This is a genomic window from Deltaproteobacteria bacterium, assembly GCA_026129095.1.
GTDB lineage: Bacteria > JAGRBM01 > JAGRBM01 > JAGRBM01 > JAHCIT01 > JAHCIT01.
On record JAHCIT010000001.1, the window covers coordinates 91117 to 107703 of the forward strand.

General features: G+C 63.1%; 26 protein-coding genes and 1 pseudogene. All 27 read right to left on the bottom strand.

From position 1 onward, the window contains the following. Positions 1–3: 3 nt before the first annotated feature. The 27 genes and pseudogenes from map to rpsL all read right to left on the bottom strand — a co-directional run bounded on the left by map (position 4) and on the right by rpsL (position 16342). The gene (gene map / locus KIT79_00335; protein MCW5827743.1) at positions 4–771 is read right to left on the bottom strand and encodes a type I methionyl aminopeptidase; all 768 of its coding nucleotides are present in this window, start codon (positions 769–771) and stop codon (positions 4–6) included. Between the two features lie 16 nt (positions 772–787). Further along, complete coding sequence (locus KIT79_00340) at positions 788–1435, bottom strand: adenylate kinase (protein MCW5827744.1); 648 nt, start codon at positions 1433–1435, stop codon at positions 788–790. Between the two features lie 9 nt (positions 1436–1444). Beyond that, complete coding sequence (secY, locus tag KIT79_00345; GenBank protein MCW5827745.1) at positions 1445–2848, bottom strand: preprotein translocase subunit SecY; 1404 nt, start codon at positions 2846–2848, stop codon at positions 1445–1447. Between the two features lie 54 nt (positions 2849–2902). After that, positions 2903–3385 (bottom strand): 50S ribosomal protein L15, encoded by a 483-nt coding sequence (gene rplO / locus KIT79_00350; GenBank protein ID MCW5827746.1) that lies wholly within the window; start codon positions 3383–3385, stop codon positions 2903–2905. After that, on the bottom strand, positions 3382–3579 hold the full coding sequence (gene rpmD / locus KIT79_00355) for a 50S ribosomal protein L30 (protein ID MCW5827747.1): 198 nt from the start codon (positions 3577–3579) through the stop codon (positions 3382–3384). Before rpmD ends, rplO begins: the two co-directional genes overlap by 4 nt. A 76-nt stretch (positions 3580–3655) precedes the next feature. Further along, complete coding sequence (gene rpsE / locus KIT79_00360; GenBank protein ID MCW5827748.1) at positions 3656–4240, bottom strand: 30S ribosomal protein S5; 585 nt, start codon at positions 4238–4240, stop codon at positions 3656–3658. Between the two features lie 4 nt (positions 4241–4244). Next, on the bottom strand, positions 4245–4613 hold the full coding sequence (gene rplR, locus KIT79_00365; protein ID MCW5827749.1) for a 50S ribosomal protein L18: 369 nt from the start codon (positions 4611–4613) through the stop codon (positions 4245–4247). A 28-nt stretch (positions 4614–4641) separates the two neighbouring features. Then, complete coding sequence (gene rplF, locus KIT79_00370; protein ID MCW5827750.1) at positions 4642–5184, bottom strand: 50S ribosomal protein L6; 543 nt, start codon at positions 5182–5184, stop codon at positions 4642–4644. 29 nt (positions 5185–5213) lie between these two features. Further along, the gene (rpsH, locus tag KIT79_00375; protein MCW5827751.1) at positions 5214–5621 is read right to left on the bottom strand and encodes a 30S ribosomal protein S8; all 408 of its coding nucleotides are present in this window, start codon (positions 5619–5621) and stop codon (positions 5214–5216) included. A 15-nt stretch (positions 5622–5636) separates the two neighbouring features. Continuing rightward, complete coding sequence (locus tag KIT79_00380) at positions 5637–5822, bottom strand: type Z 30S ribosomal protein S14 (GenBank protein ID MCW5827752.1); 186 nt, start codon at positions 5820–5822, stop codon at positions 5637–5639. Between the two features lie 23 nt (positions 5823–5845). After that, the gene (gene rplE, locus KIT79_00385; GenBank protein MCW5827753.1) at positions 5846–6520 is read right to left on the bottom strand and encodes a 50S ribosomal protein L5; all 675 of its coding nucleotides are present in this window, start codon (positions 6518–6520) and stop codon (positions 5846–5848) included. Positions 6521–6590: 70 nt separating this feature from the next. After that, a complete protein-coding gene (rplX, locus tag KIT79_00390; GenBank protein ID MCW5827754.1) occupies positions 6591–6926 on the bottom strand; it encodes a 50S ribosomal protein L24 in 336 nt (111 codons plus the stop codon). A gap of 2 nt (positions 6927–6928) precedes the next feature. Beyond that, the gene (gene rplN / locus KIT79_00395; GenBank protein ID MCW5827755.1) at positions 6929–7297 is read right to left on the bottom strand and encodes a 50S ribosomal protein L14; all 369 of its coding nucleotides are present in this window, start codon (positions 7295–7297) and stop codon (positions 6929–6931) included. A gap of 44 nt (positions 7298–7341) precedes the next feature. Next, on the bottom strand, positions 7342–7575 hold the full coding sequence (gene rpsQ / locus KIT79_00400) for a 30S ribosomal protein S17 (GenBank protein MCW5827756.1): 234 nt from the start codon (positions 7573–7575) through the stop codon (positions 7342–7344). Between the two features lie 101 nt (positions 7576–7676). After that, complete coding sequence (rpmC, locus tag KIT79_00405) at positions 7677–7910, bottom strand: 50S ribosomal protein L29 (protein ID MCW5827757.1); 234 nt, start codon at positions 7908–7910, stop codon at positions 7677–7679. Further along, complete coding sequence (gene rplP / locus KIT79_00410) at positions 7911–8330, bottom strand: 50S ribosomal protein L16 (protein MCW5827758.1); 420 nt, start codon at positions 8328–8330, stop codon at positions 7911–7913. A 21-nt stretch (positions 8331–8351) separates the two neighbouring features. Next, positions 8352–9038, bottom strand: a complete 687-nt coding sequence (gene rpsC, locus KIT79_00415; protein MCW5827759.1) for a 30S ribosomal protein S3 — start codon at positions 9036–9038, stop codon at positions 8352–8354. Between the two features lie 31 nt (positions 9039–9069). Then, complete coding sequence (gene rplV, locus KIT79_00420; protein ID MCW5827760.1) at positions 9070–9405, bottom strand: 50S ribosomal protein L22; 336 nt, start codon at positions 9403–9405, stop codon at positions 9070–9072. Between the two features lie 28 nt (positions 9406–9433). Then, a complete protein-coding gene (rpsS, locus tag KIT79_00425; protein MCW5827761.1) occupies positions 9434–9703 on the bottom strand; it encodes a 30S ribosomal protein S19 in 270 nt (89 codons plus the stop codon). Between the two features lie 3 nt (positions 9704–9706). After that, positions 9707–10549: a 50S ribosomal protein L2 gene (rplB, locus tag KIT79_00430; protein ID MCW5827762.1), complete on the bottom strand. Its 843-nt coding sequence runs from the start codon at positions 10547–10549 to the stop codon at positions 9707–9709. Positions 10550–10590: 41 nt separating this feature from the next. Continuing rightward, positions 10591–10887, bottom strand: coding sequence for a 50S ribosomal protein L23 (gene rplW / locus KIT79_00435; protein ID MCW5827763.1), 297 nt, complete (start codon positions 10885–10887; stop codon positions 10591–10593). A gap of 39 nt (positions 10888–10926) precedes the next feature. Beyond that, positions 10927–11565 carry a 50S ribosomal protein L4 gene (rplD, locus tag KIT79_00440; GenBank protein MCW5827764.1) on the bottom strand — a complete coding sequence of 213 codons (639 nt, stop codon included), beginning with the start codon at positions 11563–11565 and terminating at the stop codon, positions 10927–10929. 44 nt (positions 11566–11609) lie between these two features. Continuing rightward, positions 11610–11921, bottom strand: coding sequence for a 30S ribosomal protein S10 (gene rpsJ / locus KIT79_00445; protein MCW5827765.1), 312 nt, complete (start codon positions 11919–11921; stop codon positions 11610–11612). A 61-nt stretch (positions 11922–11982) separates the two neighbouring features. Next, positions 11983–13174 (bottom strand): annotated as a pseudogene (gene tuf / locus KIT79_00450) (elongation factor Tu). A gap of 39 nt (positions 13175–13213) precedes the next feature. After that, positions 13214–15313, bottom strand: a complete 2100-nt coding sequence (gene fusA, locus KIT79_00455) for an elongation factor G (GenBank protein MCW5827766.1) — start codon at positions 15311–15313, stop codon at positions 13214–13216. 52 nt (positions 15314–15365) lie between these two features. Continuing rightward, positions 15366–15836, bottom strand: coding sequence for a 30S ribosomal protein S7 (gene rpsG / locus KIT79_00460; protein ID MCW5827767.1), 471 nt, complete (start codon positions 15834–15836; stop codon positions 15366–15368). Between the two features lie 134 nt (positions 15837–15970). Further along, the gene (gene rpsL / locus KIT79_00465; protein MCW5827768.1) at positions 15971–16342 is read right to left on the bottom strand and encodes a 30S ribosomal protein S12; all 372 of its coding nucleotides are present in this window, start codon (positions 16340–16342) and stop codon (positions 15971–15973) included. Positions 16343–16587: the final 245 nt, after the last annotated feature.

Consider the following 16587-nt stretch of genomic DNA (forward strand, 5'->3'; position numbering starts at 1 on the left):
CCTTCAGGCGGCCTTCGGCAACTGGGTCAGTATTTCCGGTCCTTCCTCGGTTATGGCGATGCAATGCTCATAGTGCGCCGACGGCTTTCCGTCGGCCGTCACGATGGTCCACCCGTCGTCGAGCTTCCGGACTTCCCATGTGCCCATGTTGATCATCGGCTCGATGCACACGACCATGCCGGCCCGCAGCCGGACGCCGCCGCCTGGCTTGCCGTAGTTCGGGATCTGCGGGGCCTCATGCAGGTTCCGACCGATGCCATGCCCCACGAAATCCCGGACCACGCCATAACCCCTCGCCTCGCAGTGGGTCTGCACTGCAAAGCCGATATCGCCGATCCGGTTCCCGGCGCGGGCCTGCTCGATTCCCTTCAGGAGCCCCTCGCGGGTGGTGTCCATGAGCTGTTTCAGGCTGTCGTCGATCTCGCCCACGGAGAGCGTGGTCGCCGAATCGGAATAAAAGCCGTCCAGTATCACACCGAAATCGACACTCACGATGTCGCCCGCCTCGATCCGCCGCTTCGACGAGGGGATGCCGTGCACGACCTCCTCGTTTACCGATGTGCAGAGCGTTCCGGGAAAACCCTGATAACCCTTGAATGCCGGCTTGCAGCCAGCCTTGCGGGTCCACTCCTCGGCCATCCGGTCCAGGTCGAGGGTGCTCATGCCGGGCTGGATGGTCTCGGCCAGACGCGCGAGGACTTCGGCCACGACACGCCCTGCGGAGCGCATCGTCCGGATCTCCTCCCTTGTCTTGAGCTCGATGGCAGCCATGCTTCCTCGTAATTCCTTATGCCAGGGCCTTCATCAGGTCCGCGTTTACCTGTTCGACCACGCGGTTCCCGTTGATCCGCGTGAGCCGCTTGCGCTCCTCGTAGTAGGCACTGAGAGGGCGCGTCTGGTCGTGGTAGACCGTCAGGCGCTTGCGGATCACGTCCGGTTTGTCATCGGCCCGCTGTTCAAGCGTTCCAGCCTTGCCGCACTGGTCGCAAACATCCGGTTTTTTCGTGGGATTCGACTCCACGTGCCAGATGGCTCCGCAGTTCGAGCACACCCGCCGTCCCGATAGCCGCGCCACAACCACCTCATCCGGCACGTCGATCTCGATCACCCGGGGGAGCGCCCGCTTGCGTTCGGCCAGCATGTGATCGAGGGCATCCGCCTGAGCGATCGTCCGGGGGAAACCGTCCAGGATGTAGCCATGGGCGCAATCCTCGCTGGAGAGCCGTTCGGCCATGACACCGATAACGACCTCGTCCGGAACAAGCTTGCCGGAATCCATGTACTCCCTGGCCTTGAGCCCCACCGGCGTTCCGGCGGCCTTGGCCGCACGGAGCATGTCGCCCGTCGAAAGCTGGGGGATGCCCTTGCCCGACGAGGCCACCTTGGCCTGCGTGCCCTTTCCGGCACCTGGGGCACCAAGGAATATGATGGCCAGTTCGCTCATCTATGCAGCACTCCGCCGGCGGCCCTTGATCTTGCCGAGCGCCTTGCCTTCCAGGAGGGCGTCGTACTTGGTGTTTCGCAGGTGATCGGCGATATGCCGGAACGTGTCCAGGGCGACACCCACGCAGATCAGCACGCTCGTTCCGCCGAAGTAGAACGTCACTCCAGTGCCCCGTGACAGCGCATACGGAAGAATCGCGCAGATAATCACCAGATAGACGCCACCAATCAGCGTCAGGCGGTTCATGATCGGCCTGATGAAATTCGCGGTCATCGAGCCGGGCCGGATACCAGGAACGAAACCGCCATTGCGCTTGATGTTTTCGGCCATCTCGTCGGGATTGAAGATGATCGAGGTGTAGAAAAAGGCGAATGCGACGATCAGCACGCCGAACACCACCGAATACAGCCACTCGGACGGATTCAGCGCCTCACCCATCGGGCGCACGACATGGACGACCACGGACTCCCAGAACCGCTCGATGGCGCCGCCCTCGGGATTCACCGTAATGTCCTGGGTGAGGCCCGACACTGTGGGGAGAAACACCAGCAGCGAGCTGGCAAAAATCGGAGGAATCACGTTGGAAGGATTGAGCTTGAGCGGCAGGTGCGATTTCACGCCCTGCATCTGGCGACGGCCCATCATGCGGCCGGGGTACTGCACCGGAATCCGGCGCTCTGCCTGCTCGATAAAGACGATGCCTACCAGCGAACCCACGATGATGATCCCGATCATGATCGCACCGATCGGATTGATTGTTTCCTGATTGATCTGCTGGATGAATCCGCCAGCGGCGCCGGGGATCGATGTGACGATACCGGCGAAAATGATCAGCGAAATACCGTTACCAATGCCACTCCGCGTCACCTGCTCGCCCATCCACATCACAAAAATGGAGCCGGTCGTGAGCGACAGCACGGCGGTCGCCACGAACAGGATCCCCGGCTCGCGGACAACCGGGATGCCCCCCGGCGCCACGGCACCCTGGAGGCTGGATGCGATGACGGTTGCCTGGACCGCACAGAGCGCGACCGACAGGTAGCGCGTGTACTGGTTGTTCTTCTGGCGGCCCACTTCGCCTTCACGCTGGTTTTCCTTGATCTGGGGGACGATCTCGCCCATCAGCTGCATGATGATGGAAGCGGTCACGTAGGGCATGATGCCCAGCGCGAAGACCGAGAAACTCTCCAGCGCACCGCCCGAAAACAGGTTGAACAGGGTCACGATCGAACCCTGCGTGCCGAAAGTGAGCTCCAGGTAACCGCGCATGGCATCCGGATTGATCCCCGGCGTAGGCACAATCGTACCCAGCCGGTAAACGAGCAGAACGCCGACCGTAAACAGGATACGTGACTGAAGCTCGCCGAGCTTCTTCGGATTGAACGCTTGTGTAGGTTCAGCCATGCGTGAAAAAATCCCCCGGATCAGCCCTCGTTAAACCGTAATCCAAGCCTGCCCTCAGGCCTTGGCAGCCGCTCCGGTTTCGGCCTTGGGAGCGCGGGGGTGCGGCAGCACCTCCACGCTTCCACCGGCGCCTTCGATCTTCTTGCGCGCGCCGTCACTGAAACGGTGCGCCACAACCTTGAGCTTCGCCTTGATGTCCCCGTTGCCGAGGATCTTCACCGGCCCACCGGCCGACTGGATCAGGCCCACACTTGCCAGAATCTCCGGCGTCACATCGCCGTTCAGCTTCTCAAGCTGCGCGATGTTCACTATCTGCCAGCTCTGCCGGAAGATGTTGGTGAAACCAACCTTCGGCAGCCGGCGGTGCAGGGGGTTCTGGCCACCTTCGTAGCCGCGCTTCTTCTTGCTGCCGGTTCGGGAACCGTAGCCCTTGTGTCCACGGCCGGACGTCTTGCCCAGCCCGGAACCGATACCACGGCCCAGCCGCTTGACCGACTGTTTGGCCCCTGAGGGCGGACGGAGTTCGTTCAGCTTCATTTGGCGCCATCCTCCACGATCGCCACAAGATGGGAAACCTTGCGGATCATGCCGCGAACTGCCGGAGTGTCGCTCAGCATCACTTCGTGATGCCTGCGCCGGAGGCCAAGCCCCCGGACCGTCGCCCGCTGCCGTTCTGTACAGGTGATAAGTCCGCCCGTTTGCCGGACCTTTATCTTCTTTTTCTCACCCATATCGACAACCTCTCGCTTCGTTCATCTTTGTGGCAGACCGTACAACCGGTCCGCCACTTTCCGCGTGCCCGGCCTTTCAGGCCTGTGCCGGAGCAGCCTCGCCGGAGGCCGGAGCCGTCACCGGCTCCTTCGCCGGACCGGCACGGCGCTCGGCGATCATCCGCTCGTCATTCAGTTCTGCAAGCCCGGCAAACGTCGCCTTGACCACGTTGTGGGGATTGCTGCTGCCCAGGCTCTTGGTAAGCACGTTCTTGACGCCCAGCACCTCGAGCACGGCGCGGACAGGTCCGCCCGCAATGACGCCCGTTCCCGGCCGGGCCGGACGCATGAACACCTTGCCGGCGCCGAAATGCCCCGTCACTTCGTGAGGGATCGTTCCGTCAGTGACAGGGAATGACTTCATCGAGCGGCGGGCGCGGTCGATCGCCTTCTTGATCGCATCGGGCACTTCATTCGCCTTGCCCAGCCCCCAGCCGACCTTGCCGCGCTCGTCACCCACGACGATCAGCGCCGAGAAACTGAACCGGCGTCCGCCCTTGACGACTTTCGCCGAGCGGTTCACCGCCACGATCTTCTCGACGAGATTGTCGTCGCGTCCGCGATCACCGCGGTCGCGGCGTCCGCGGCCTTCGCCTGGTCTTGTATCCTTGCCATTCGCCATAACTCTAGAACTCCAGTCCGGCTTCACGCGCGGCATCAGCCAGCGCTTTCACCTGTCCGTGGTAGGCATACCCGCCACGGTCGAATACCACTTTCGTCACTTTGGCCGCCTTGGCCTTCTCGGCCACCAGCAGGCCCACCTGCTTGGCGGCATCCACGGTGCCTATCTTCGCCACCTTGCCCTTGAGGTCTTTCGACAGGGTCGAGGCGGCCACGAGGGTCCGTCCTCCCTGGTCGTCCACCACCTGGGCATAGATGTGCCGGTTGCTGCGGAACACCGCCAGCCGCGGGCGCTCCGGCGTCCCCTGAACCTTTTTCGTAATCCGCTGATGGCGCAGCGTGCGCCGGCCCTTGCGGTCTTCTGTCTTTGCCATATGATTCTTTCCTCTGGAGGCAACGGCCTTATTTCTTGGCCTTGCCCTCCTTGCGGCGGATCACTTCCCCGCTGTAACGGATGCCTTTGCCCTTGAACGGCTCCGGCGGGCGGACCGCCCTTACCGTGGCAGCGAACTGCCCCAGGACGGCCTTGTCGGGGCCCGACAGGGTGATCTGGGTCTGGTTCTTTTCCACTGCCGCCGTGACACCGGCCGGCAAGGGGAGTTCCACCTGGTGCGTGAAACCAATGTTCAGCACCAGCACGTTCTTGCCCTTCATCTCGGCGCGGAAACCGACCCCTTCCAGTTCGAGTACTCTCTGGAAACCGGCACCGGCACCGGTGATCAGGTTGCGGGCGAGTGCGAAGGTCGTTCCCCATACCGGAGACTGGGGGCCTTTGGGCCCCTTCCAGTTGACGTGGACGCCTTCCTTGTCCTGTACGATCTCGATCTCCCGCGGAATGGGCATCGACAGCGTACCCTTGGCGCCCTTGACCTCGAATCGTCCCGGCTTGATCTGTACCTGCGTACCCTGGGGCAGCGCGACCGGCTTTCGTGCGATCTTTGACATGACTTTAGACCTTTCCCGTTATCCTTCGGCTACCACACGCGGCAGAGAAGCTCTCCGCCCACGCTCTGCCGGCGCGCTTCCACGTCTGACATCACGCCGCGGGAGGTGGAGACAATCGCCATTCCCAGCCCGCTCTTGACCGAGGGGATGTCCTTCATCCCGAAGTAGACGCGGCGGCCAGGGCGGGAGATGCGCTCAATGCCCTGGATCACGCCGAACCGGCCGCGGGTGTATTTGATCCCGATACGGAGAAGCGGCCGCACCCCCTCGCCGGGGATTTTTTCGATAGCGCCCACGTATCCGTTATCCGACAGGATACGGGCGATGCTTTCCTTCATGCGCGAATACGGCACGTCGACATAGTCCTTGCGTGCCAGCGCGCCATTGCGGATGCGGGTCAGCAAATCGGAGATCGGATCGTTAACAACGTTGCTCATCTTGGTGACGCTCCCCTACCAGCTCGACTTCGTTACGCCCGGAAGCTGCCCGCGTAGGGCGAGCTCACGGAAACACAGGCGGCACATGTTGAAATCGCGCAGGTATGCCTTCGAACGGCCGCAGCGGGCGCACCGGTTGTGCTGGCGCACCTTGTATTTGGGCTTGGCCATTGCCTTCAGGCGCATGGATTTGGTTGCCATATCGTCGCTTTACCTCTTCAGCTTCAGACCCGGAACGGGACTCCGAGCGCGGCCAGCAGCGCACGGGCCTGCTCGTCCGTTTTCGCCGTCGTCACGATCGAAATGTTCATCCCCTTGACCTTGTCCGTGTTGTCGAAGTCGATTTCGGGGAAAATGATGTGTTCACGGACGCCCACTGTGTAGCAGCCGCGGCCGTCAAAGCTCTTGCTCGGCAGTCCCTTGAAGTCGCGCACCCGGGGGAGCGCGAAACTAATGAACCGGTCGACGAACTCCCACATGTTGTTCGCCCGGAGTGTCACGTACACTCCTACCGGCACGCCGGCGCGGAGCTTGAAGTTCGCGATGGACTTCTTCGACCGCGTCACGACGGGACGCTGACCGGTGATCGCCATGAGTTCGTTCACGCCGTTCTCGATGACCTTGAGGTTCGTGCCGGCATCCGAGATCTTGCCAAGACCCATGTTGATCACGACCTTCACCAGGCGCGGGACTTCCATCGGGTTCTTGTAGCCGAACTGCTCCATGAGCTTCGGAACCACTTCCTTGTGGTACTTGGTCCGCAGCCGGGGCTCGATGCCTTTTTCAGGGCCCTTGTCGCTCGTCTTGGCTGCAATTTCGCGGCGGCTTTTCTTCTTCTCGCCGCCGCCGCCCTGGGGCTTCGGACCCTTGCCTTCGGTTTTTTTCTCTTCAGTCGCCATCTGTCTTTCCTTGTCTGGCCGGTTTCGGAAATTCCCTTTCCGGTCTCCGGCCCAGTCCGGTAACTACACCTTATGCGTCAACGGTATTTCCCGAGCGGACCGACACGCGCACGCGCTTGCCGTTCTTCTCGCCGCTGCGGAGCCGTGTCGCTTCTTCCTTTGACGAATCCCAGTACATCACCTTGGACACCGGGATCGGGGCCTCGCGGCGAATGATGCCGCCTGCCTGGTTCTTCTGGTTCGGCTTCGTGTGGCGGCTTACCATCCGGACGCCCTTCACAACGACCTTGCCGTCCCTGGGGATCACACGGAGGACCTCGCCCTTCGTGCCCCGCTCGGCGCCGCTGATCACGACAACGGTGTCGCCCTTGCGGATACGCAGCTTGCTGGAGTTTGAAATCGCCATGTTCACAGCACCTCCGGTGCGAGCGATACGATCTTCATGAAGTTCCGGGCCCGGAGTTCCCTGGCCACGGGACCGAAAATACGGGTTCCGACCGGCTCGCCTTCCTTGTCCACGATAACGGCCGAGGCATTGTCGAACCGGATATAAGAGCCGTCCGTGCGGCGAATCGGCGCAGCCACCCGGACGATAACCGCCTTGACCACGTCGCCCTTCTTCACCTTGGAGGTCGGCATTGCCTCCTTGACCGAGCAGACAACGATGTCGCCGATATCCGCATAACGGCGCTGGGTACCCCCGAGCACCTTGATGCACATGACCTTCTTGGCGCCCGAATTGTCGGCGACGTCCATTACCGATTGCATCTGGATCATGGCTGTTTTGCTCCTTGCTCGTGCCGGCTGCTGAGCCTAAGGGCTCAGGCCTGCTTGCCCTTCACGACAATCCGGACGAGCTTCCACCGCTTCGTCCGCGACAGGGGGCGGGACTCGCAGATTTCCACCATGTCGCCCTGGTGCGATTCGTTCTTTTCGTCATGAACATGCACCCGCGTCCGGCGGCGGACGTACTTCTTGTACATCGGGTGCTGGACGAGCCGGGTGACTTCCACGGTGCGCGTCTTCTGCGCGCCGTCCCTGATGACCATCCCCATGCGGGTACGGGCCTGCTTGCGGGCTCCGGTGGTCTGTGCGGTGGTCTGCGTGTCGCTCATATGCTCTCCGTCAAATCCTTGCGGTCATTCCGGCCTTCCGTTCAGGAAGCCTTCTTCTGTGCTGCTCCGGCGGCCGCATCGCGGCGCTCCCTGAGAACGGTCATCATCCTGGCTATCATGCGCCGGACCTGACCGTATTCGGCGGTGTTTTCTGTCCGCTCGGTCACGGCCTTGAACCGGATCTCGCGCAGGCGGGCACGCGCCTCGCGCAGGCGGTTCTCGATGTCCTTGTCGGCCAGTTCCCGCACTTCAGCCGCTGTGTGAAGCATCTCCATTTAGACGAGTCCTTCCTCACGGTGGATAATCTTGGTGCGGAACGGCAGTTTGGCCTGCGCCAGCTGGAATGCTTCCAGGGCGATCTGGGGCGGCACGCCTTCCATCTCGAACAGCACCCGGCCCGGCTTGACTGGGGTGACCCAGTATTCCGGCGATCCCTTGCCCTTGCCCATGCGGGTTTCAACCGGCTTCTTGGAGATCGGCTTGTCGGGGAATACCCGGATCCAGAGCCTGCCCGCACGCTTCACCTTGCGGGTGATGGCGATACGGCCTGCCTCGATCTGGCGGGCGGTCAGGTTGCCCCGTTCGAGCGACTGGATCCCGATTTCACCAAAGGCGAGATCGGTTCCCCGTTTTGCTTTTCCCCAGTTGCGTCCGCGCTGGACCTTGCGGTAACGGGGTTTGGCCGGCATCAACATGACTGTGTATCTCCTGCTCTCTCAGACCGCGGGCTGCGGGACCGGTGCACTCTGCGTGCGGGCCCCCGGGCTCGGCCGGTCGCCGATGATATCGCCCTTGTAAATCCAGACCTTCACGCCGATGCACCCGTAGGTGGTCTCGGCGCGTGCGTAGCCGTAATCAATGTCGGCACGGAGCGTGTGCAACGGCACCCGGCCTTCCAGATACCACTCGTGACGGGCCATTTCGGCGCCGCCCAGACGGCCGCTGCATGCCACGCGGAACCCCTTGGCGCCGAGCCGCATGGTGGTCTGGACTGCTTTCTTCATCGCCCGGCGGAACGCCACGCGGCGCTGGAGCTGGAGAGCGATGTTCTCGGCCACAAGCTGCGCGTCGATTTCGGCGCGCCGCACCTCGATCGGGTGGATGTACAGCTCGCTCTTGGTCAGCTTCTGGAGCTCTGCCTTGAGCTGATCGAGCGACTGGCCGCGTTTGCCGATAATGAGTCCGGGCCGCGCCACATGGATATAGACCTTGGTTTCCTTCGGGTACCGCTCGATCTCGACCTTGCTGATGCCGGCATCGTACAGCCGCTTCTTGATCAGGTCGCGTATCTTGAGGTCCTCGTGGAGCTGCGTCGAGTATTTCTTGCCCTCGGCGAACCAGCGGCTTTCCCAGCCCCGGATAACGCCGACCCTGAACCCGACTGGATTGATTTTCTGACCCATAAAACCGGCTCTCTTTCCTGCAAACTTCCGTTCAGGCGTTGTCGTCCACGACGACGGTGATGTGGCTGGTGCGCTTCTTGATCGGCGATGCACGTCCCTGGGCTCGCGGCGTAAACCGCTTGAGGCGAGGACCCTCATCGACCAGCAGCGTGCGGACCCGCAGGCTGTCCACGTCAGCACCATGACGGTCGGCCGCATTGGCCGCCGCCGACTGGATCACCTTCGAGATCATCGCCGCACCCTTGCGGTGAGTGAGCCGCAGGCGAACCAGCGCCTCGTTAACCGGCTGGCCGCGGACCAGCCCGGCGATTTCGCGAAGTTTCCTCGGTGAAATCCGGCCGTATCTGAGCATCGCACGCGCTTCCATGACTTCCTTACCTCTCTGCCCGCCGGGCCTAGACCTTCTTGTCGCCTGAATGGCCGTTGAAGGTCCGGGTCGGCGCGAATTCACCCAGCTTGTGGCCCACCATGTTGTCGGTCACATAAACCGGAACGAACTTGCGGCCGTTGTGGACCAGGAACTGGACCCCGATGAAATCCGGCGTAATGACCGAACGGCGGGACCAGGTCTTGATTGCCTTCGAATCCCGGGCCCGCTGCGCGGCATCCACCTTCTTCTGGAGGTGGACGTCGATGAAAGGGCCCTTCTTGATGCTGCGCGACATGGATTAGCCTCTCTTGCCCGGCTGGCGGCGGGTGATGATGAACCGCTGCGTGCGCTTGTTGTTGCGGGTCTTGTAGCCTTTGGACGGCATTCCCCAGGGGGAAACCGGATGCGGATTGCCCTGCCCGGCCTTGCCTTCGCCACCACCGTGCGGGTGATCGCACGGGTTCATGGCGGCACCACGAACCGTGGGGCGAAGCCCCAGCCACCGCGAGCGGCCGGCCTTGCCTATGGTCACGTTTTCGTGTTCGGCGTTGCTCACTTGGCCGACCACGGCCCGGCAGTCCTGGTGCACCTTGCGGATTTCACTCGAAGGCAGGCGGATCGTGGCATAGTCGCCGTCGCGACCCAGAAGCTGCGCCCCGGAGCCGGCACTGCGGACGATCTGCCCGCCCTTGCCCTGCTTCAGCTCGATATTGTGGATCACGGTGCCGTCCGGGATGTTGCGGAGCGGCAGGCAGTTGCCCGGCAGGATGTCGGCCTTGGGGCCGCTTTCCACCGTGGCACCGGCCTTGAGGCCCACCGGAGCGACAATGTAGCGCTTCTCGCCGTCACGGTACTGGAGGAGCGCGATGCGGCTCGTGCGGTAGGGATCGTACTGGACCGACAGCACGGTCGCCGGCACGCCGTCCTTCTCGCGCCGGAAGTCTATCAGGCGGTAACGGCGCTTGTGGCCGCCGCCGATATGACGGGTCGTGATCCGGCCGCGGTTGTTCCGGCCGCCGGTACGCTTGGCCGCCTTGAGAAGCGACTTCTCGGGGCGCGCTCCGCGCGTGATCTCGTCGAAACCGGAAACGGTCATGTGCCGCCGTGCGGCGCTCGTCGGTTTGAAACTCTTGGTCGGCATGGCTTCCTCTGTTGTCCCTGGCGTCCGCTACCCGCGGCTGCTCACTTGGGCCCCAGTATCTCGTCGATCGTCTCGCCAGCGGCCAGCGTGACAATCGCCTTCTTGCGGAACGGCATCTGCACACGGACGCCGCCCCGGCGGTTCTTGAATTTTCCCCGCACCACCATCGTCCGGACGGAAACAGGCTTCTTGTCGTACAGTGCCTTCACGGCCTGCGCGATCTGCGCCTTGTTCGCCGCCAGCGGAACCTCGAACACATACTGGTTCCGCTCGCGGAGATCGGTAGCCCGCTCGGTAACCACCGGGCGGATCAGGATATCGTTCGGATCGGTCTGCACGTTCGAAACTCCCTTGCCTTACAGCGCAGCTCCGGCCTTTCAGGCCGCTGCCCGCTTCTCCACGCCTTCCAGCGCATCCTGCACAATGACCAGATGCTCGTACTTGAGCACGTCATAGGGGTTCAGGCCCGCCACCGGCAGCACCTTAACGCCCGGAATGTTCCGTGCCGCCAGCGTGAGCTTCCCGTCGAGCTCCGCCGTCACGAACAGCACCGTGCCAGCAAGCCCCAGTTCCCCGATCACCGCCTGCACATGCCGGGTCTTCACTTCCGGCAGGGGCACCGACTCGACGACAACGAGCTTTCCATCCTGCTGCTTGCTGGCGAGCACGCCCGCCAGAGCCAGCTTGGCCTCCTGGCGGTTGACCCGCTTCTCATAGCTGCGGGGCAGCGGACCGAAGGCCGCGCCGCCGCCCACCCATACGGGCGAGCGGGTCGAACCGGGACGGGCACGGCCCGTGCCCTTCTGCTTGTAGGGCTTGCGGCCACCGCCACGCACCTCTCCCCGCCGCTTGGTCTTGTGGGTTCCGCGACGCCTTGAGGCGAGCTGTGCCGTCACCACCTGGTGAATCACGCCCTTGCGGGGTTTTGCCGCGGCGATCTTCTCGCCGAGGCCCGCGCCCTTGACGGCCTTCACGCCGGCAGCCGGCTTCGCCTTCTTTGCTTTCTTTTCTGCCACGACAGTTTACTCCAGCCGCCGGACCCCATGAGTCCGGAAAGCGGTCAGTTGAGCTTGATCTCCACGTCCACACCGGCGGCGAGGTCGAGCTTCATCAGCGCGTCCACCGTCTGCGGGGTCGGCTCCAGGATGTCCAGAAGCCGCTTGTGCGTCCGGACCTCGAACTGGTCGCGGGATTTCTTGTCACCATGCGGCGAGCGAAGGACGGTGTACTTGTTGATGCGCGTGGGAAGCGGAATAGGCCCCGACACGCGGGCCCCCGTGCGGCGGGCCGTGTCGAGGATTTCCCGTGCCGACTGGTCGAGCAGTTTGTAGTCAAACGCTTTCAGCCGTATCCGGATCTTCTGCGAATTCATTTTCTCTGTCCTTCACTACCTGCTGCGGACTGCCCGCACGTCAGCTCTTCTCTTTCACCACTTACGCGAGGATCTTGGAGACGACGCCGGCGCCGACGGTGCGGCCGCCCTCGCGGATGGCGAAGCGAAGCCCCTCCTCCATCGCGATCGGCGCGATCAGCTTCACCGTCATCGTGATGTTGTCGCCCGGCATCACCATCTCCGACGCCCGACGGCAGCTCCAGCGACCCGGTCACGTCCGTGGTGCGGAAGTAGAACTGCGGACGGTAGCCGTTGAAGAACGGCGTGTGGCGCCCGCCCTCCTCCTTGGTCAGCACGTACACCTCGCACTCGAACTTCGTGTGCGGCGTGATCGAGCCCGGCTTGGCCAGCACCTGCCCGCGCTCGACCTCCTCGCGCTTGGTGCCGCGCAGCAGCACCCCGATGTTGTCGCCCGCCTGCCCCTGGTCCAGCAGCTTCCTGAACATCTCCACCCCCGTGCACACCGTCTTCACCGTCGCACGCAGGCCCACGATCTCGATCTCCTCGCCCACCCGGACGATCCCGCGCTCCACCCGGCCCGTGACCACCGTGCCGCGACCCGAAATGGAGAACACGTCCTCCACCGGCATCAGGAACGGCCCGTCCATCGCCCGCTCCGGCGTCGGGATGTAGCTGTCCAGCGCCTCGGCCAGCTTGAAGATCGCCTGCGTCCCCAGCTCGCCCTTGTCGCCCTCCAGCGCCTTCAGCGCCGAGCCGATCACGATCGGCGTCTTGTCCCCGGGAAACTTGTACTTCGACAGCAGCTCGCGGACCTCCATCTCGACCAGCTCCAGCAGCTCCTTGTCGTCGACCATGTCCGCCTTGTTCATGTACACGATGATGTAGGGCACCCCCACCTGGCGCGCCAGCAGGATGTGCTCGCGCGTCTGCGGCATCGGGCCGTCGGCGGCCGACACCACCAGGATCGCGCCGTCCATCTGCGCCGCCCCCGTGATCATGTTCTTCACGTAGTCGGCGTGGCCCGGGCAGTCCACGTGCGCGTAGTGGCGGTTGGCCGTCTCGTACTCCACGTGCGCCGTGTTGATCGTGATCCCGCGCGCCTTCTCCTCCGGCGCGTTGTCGATCTGGTCGTAGGCCTTCGCCTCGCCCCCGTACTTCTTCGAAAGCACCGAGGTGATCGCCGCCGTCAGCGTGGTCTTGCCGTGGTCCACGTGGCCGATCGTCCCCACGTTCACGTGCGGCTTCGTACGCTCAAACTTTTCCTTCGACATGGTCGTTCCCTTCTTTTCCTTATCTGGCAAAAGCCCCGGCTAGCGGGCCGCGGCCTGGGCGCCCTGCGCCTTGGCCACAATTTCCTTCTGTATGTTCGGCGGCACCGGCGCGTAGTGCGAGAACTGCATCGTGTAGCTGCCGCGTCCCTGGGTCGCCGATCGGAGATCCGTCGAGTAGCCGAACATCTCGCTCAGGGGCACGTCCGCCGTCACCACCTGCATGCCGCTGCGTGGCGTCGTCTGCTTGATCATCCCGCGGCGGCTGTTCAGGTCGCCGATCACGCCACCCATGTAGTCTTCTGGCACAATCACCTCGACGGCCATAATGGGTTCCAGGATTTGGGGACCGGCACTGGTGCCGGCTTCCTTGAACGCCATCGAGCCGGCGATGCGGAACGAGAGCTCGTCCGAATCGACGTCATGGTAGGAACCATCGAACAGCGTCACCTTGACGTCCACCACCGGATATCCGGCGATGATGCCGCGCGTGAGCGCCTCGGCAATGCCCTTGTCCACGGCCGGGATGTACTCGCGGGGAACGACACCACCCTTGATGTTGTCAATGAATTCGTAGCCCTTGCCCGGATCGTTGGGTTCCAGATTGATCCACACATGGCCATACTTGCCCCGGCCACCCGTCTGGCGGACGAACTTGCCTTCGGCCTCGGCGGCCTTGGTGATCGATTCGCGGTAGGCCACCTGGGGCTTGCCCACATTCGACTCGACCTTGAACTCGCGCCGGAGCCGGTCGACGATGATTTCGAGGTGCAGCTCGCCCATGCCGCCAATCAGGGTCTGGGCGGTTTCCTCATCCGTGCGGATACGGAACGAGGGATCCTCGGTGGCGAGCTTCTGGAGACCCACGCCCAGCTTCTCCTGGTCGGCCTTGGTCTTGGGCTCGATGGCGATCCAGATCACGGGCTCCGGGAAATCCATCGCCTCCAGGAGGACCGGCTTGTTCGCGTCGCAGATCGTGTGGCCGGTGATCGTGTCGCGCAGGCCCACGGCGGCCGCGATGTCACCGGCGTACACTTCCTTGATCTCCTCGCGCTTGTTGGCGTGCATCTTGAGGAGACGTCCGATACGCTGGGTCTGTCCGGTCTTGGAGTTCAGGATGGTGTCGCCGGAGTTCAGCTTCCCCGAATACACGCGGAAGAACGTGAGCTGGCCGACGTAGGGATCGTTGATGATCTTGAAGGCGAGCGCGGCGAATGGCTCGTTGTCGTCGGGTTTGCGCTCCAGCACGTTCTCCGGCTTCCCCGGCTCGGTGCCCTTGATCGGGGGAATGTCGAGCGGCGACGGCAGGTAGTCCACCACCGCATCCAGCATCGGCTGCACGCCCTTGTTCTTGAAGGCCGTCCCGCAGATCACGAGGAAGAGCTTCATCCCGATGCAAACACGCCGCAGGGCGGCCTTGAGCTCCGGAACCGTGACTTCCTTGCCCTCCAGGTACTTGTCCGCAATGACGTCATCGACGTCCGCGACGGCCTCGATCAGCTTGTCGCGCCATTCCTGGGCCTGGTCCTTGAGATTGTCCGGGATCGGGCCGACGATGTATTCGGCGCCCATCGTCTCGTCCTTGTAGGTAATGCTTCGCATCTCGACGAGATCGACGACGCCAATGAACTTGTCCTCGGCCCCGATCGGGATCTGGATCGCCGCTGGACGGGCGCCCAGCTTGGTCTTGATCTCGTCGACAACGTTGAAGAAGTCGGCTCCCACGCGGTCCATCTTGTTGACGAAGGCAATTCGGGGGACCCGGTATTTGTCGGCCTGCCGCCAGACGGTTTCCGACTGCGGCTGCACACCGGCAACAGCGCAAAACACGGCGCAGGCGCCGTCCAGCACTTTCAGCGACCGCTCGACCTCGATGGTAAAGTCCACGTGTCCGGGCGTGTCGATGATGTTGAGGCGGTGGTCCTTCCAGAAAGCGGTCGTCGCGGCCGAGGTGATCGTGATGCCGCGTTCCTGCTCCTGCTCCATGTAGTCCATAGTGGCCGTGCCTTCATGGACTTCGCCGATCTTGTAGTTGACGCCCGTGTAGAACAGCACACGCTCGGTCGCAGTAGTCTTGCCGGCATCAATGTGCGCCATGATGCCGAAGTTCCGGTAGCGTTCGAGCGGTGCGGTGCGTGCCAAGTGCTGACTCCTGATCGTTGGGAAGGAAGCGGGTATGCCCTAAATGGGCCGACTACCAGCGGTAATGGGAGAACGCCTTGTTGGCATCCGCCATCTTGTGTGTATCTTCGCGCTTCTTGACGGCGTTTCCGCGGTTGGCGGCCGCGTCCATGATCTCGGCGGCGAGTTTCTCGCGCATGGACCTGCCCGAACGGCTGCTCGCGTAATCGATGATCCAGCGCATCCCCAGCGATGTGCGGCGCTCGGGACGAACCTCCACCGGTACCTGGTAGGTTGAACCGCCAACACGGCGGCTCTTCACTTCCACGGCGGGGCGCACGTTATCGAGCGCCTTGCGGAACAGTTCCAGGGGATCCTGGCCGCTCTTCTGGCTGATCTGCTCGAAGCAGCCGTATACGATGGATTCGGCCACGGACTTCTTGCCGTCCACCATGATCGTGTTCACGAAGCGCGTGACGATCTGACTGTGATAAACCGGGTCCGCCAGGACCTCGCGCCGGGCGGCGCGTGCTTTCCTTGCCATGGTTACCTCGACTCAAGCGGCGGTCCGGCCGGCCACGTCCGGCTCAGTTCCGCCTCGCCTTTGTTTTCAGGGCCTGAAGTCCCGCTCTCCATGAGCCGGACCCGTGCCGTGAATGTCCTTTCCTCTAAGGGGCCTTACTTCGGCCGCTTCACTCCGTATTTCGACCGGCTCTGCTTGCGGTTGGCGACACCCGTCGTGTCCAGATGCCCCCGCACGATGTGGTACCGCACACCGGGGAGATCCTTCACACGGCCACCGCGGATCAGCACCACCGAGTGTTCCTGGAGATTGTGTCCTTCTCCCGGAATGTAGCTGGTCACCTCGTATCCGTTGGTGAGCCGCACGCGGGCCACCTTGCGGACGGCCGAGTTCGGCTTCTTGGGCGTCGTCGTGTAGACGCGTACACAAACCCCCCGGCGCTGCGGGCAGCGCGTGAGCGCGGGTGACTTGGTCCGGCTCACGATCTGACTGCGGGACTTGCGGACCAGCTGGTTGATCGTCGGCATCGCTCGTTATCCGTTCTCTGACATTCCGTTTATGGAGGTGTCCTTCCGGACACACATCCGGGGCCAGCCACCGGTTTTCCACCGGTCGGGCTACCCTCTCAACTCCCTGTAATTACAGGGATTTTCTGCCTGATAATCCCACCACCAAGGCGGATTCCCCACCAAGGGAGCCCCGCTTATAGCCGGAAGCCCCTACCCCGTCAAGAACCTTTCTGGAACTATGACGCGGAGCGGCCGGAATGCCC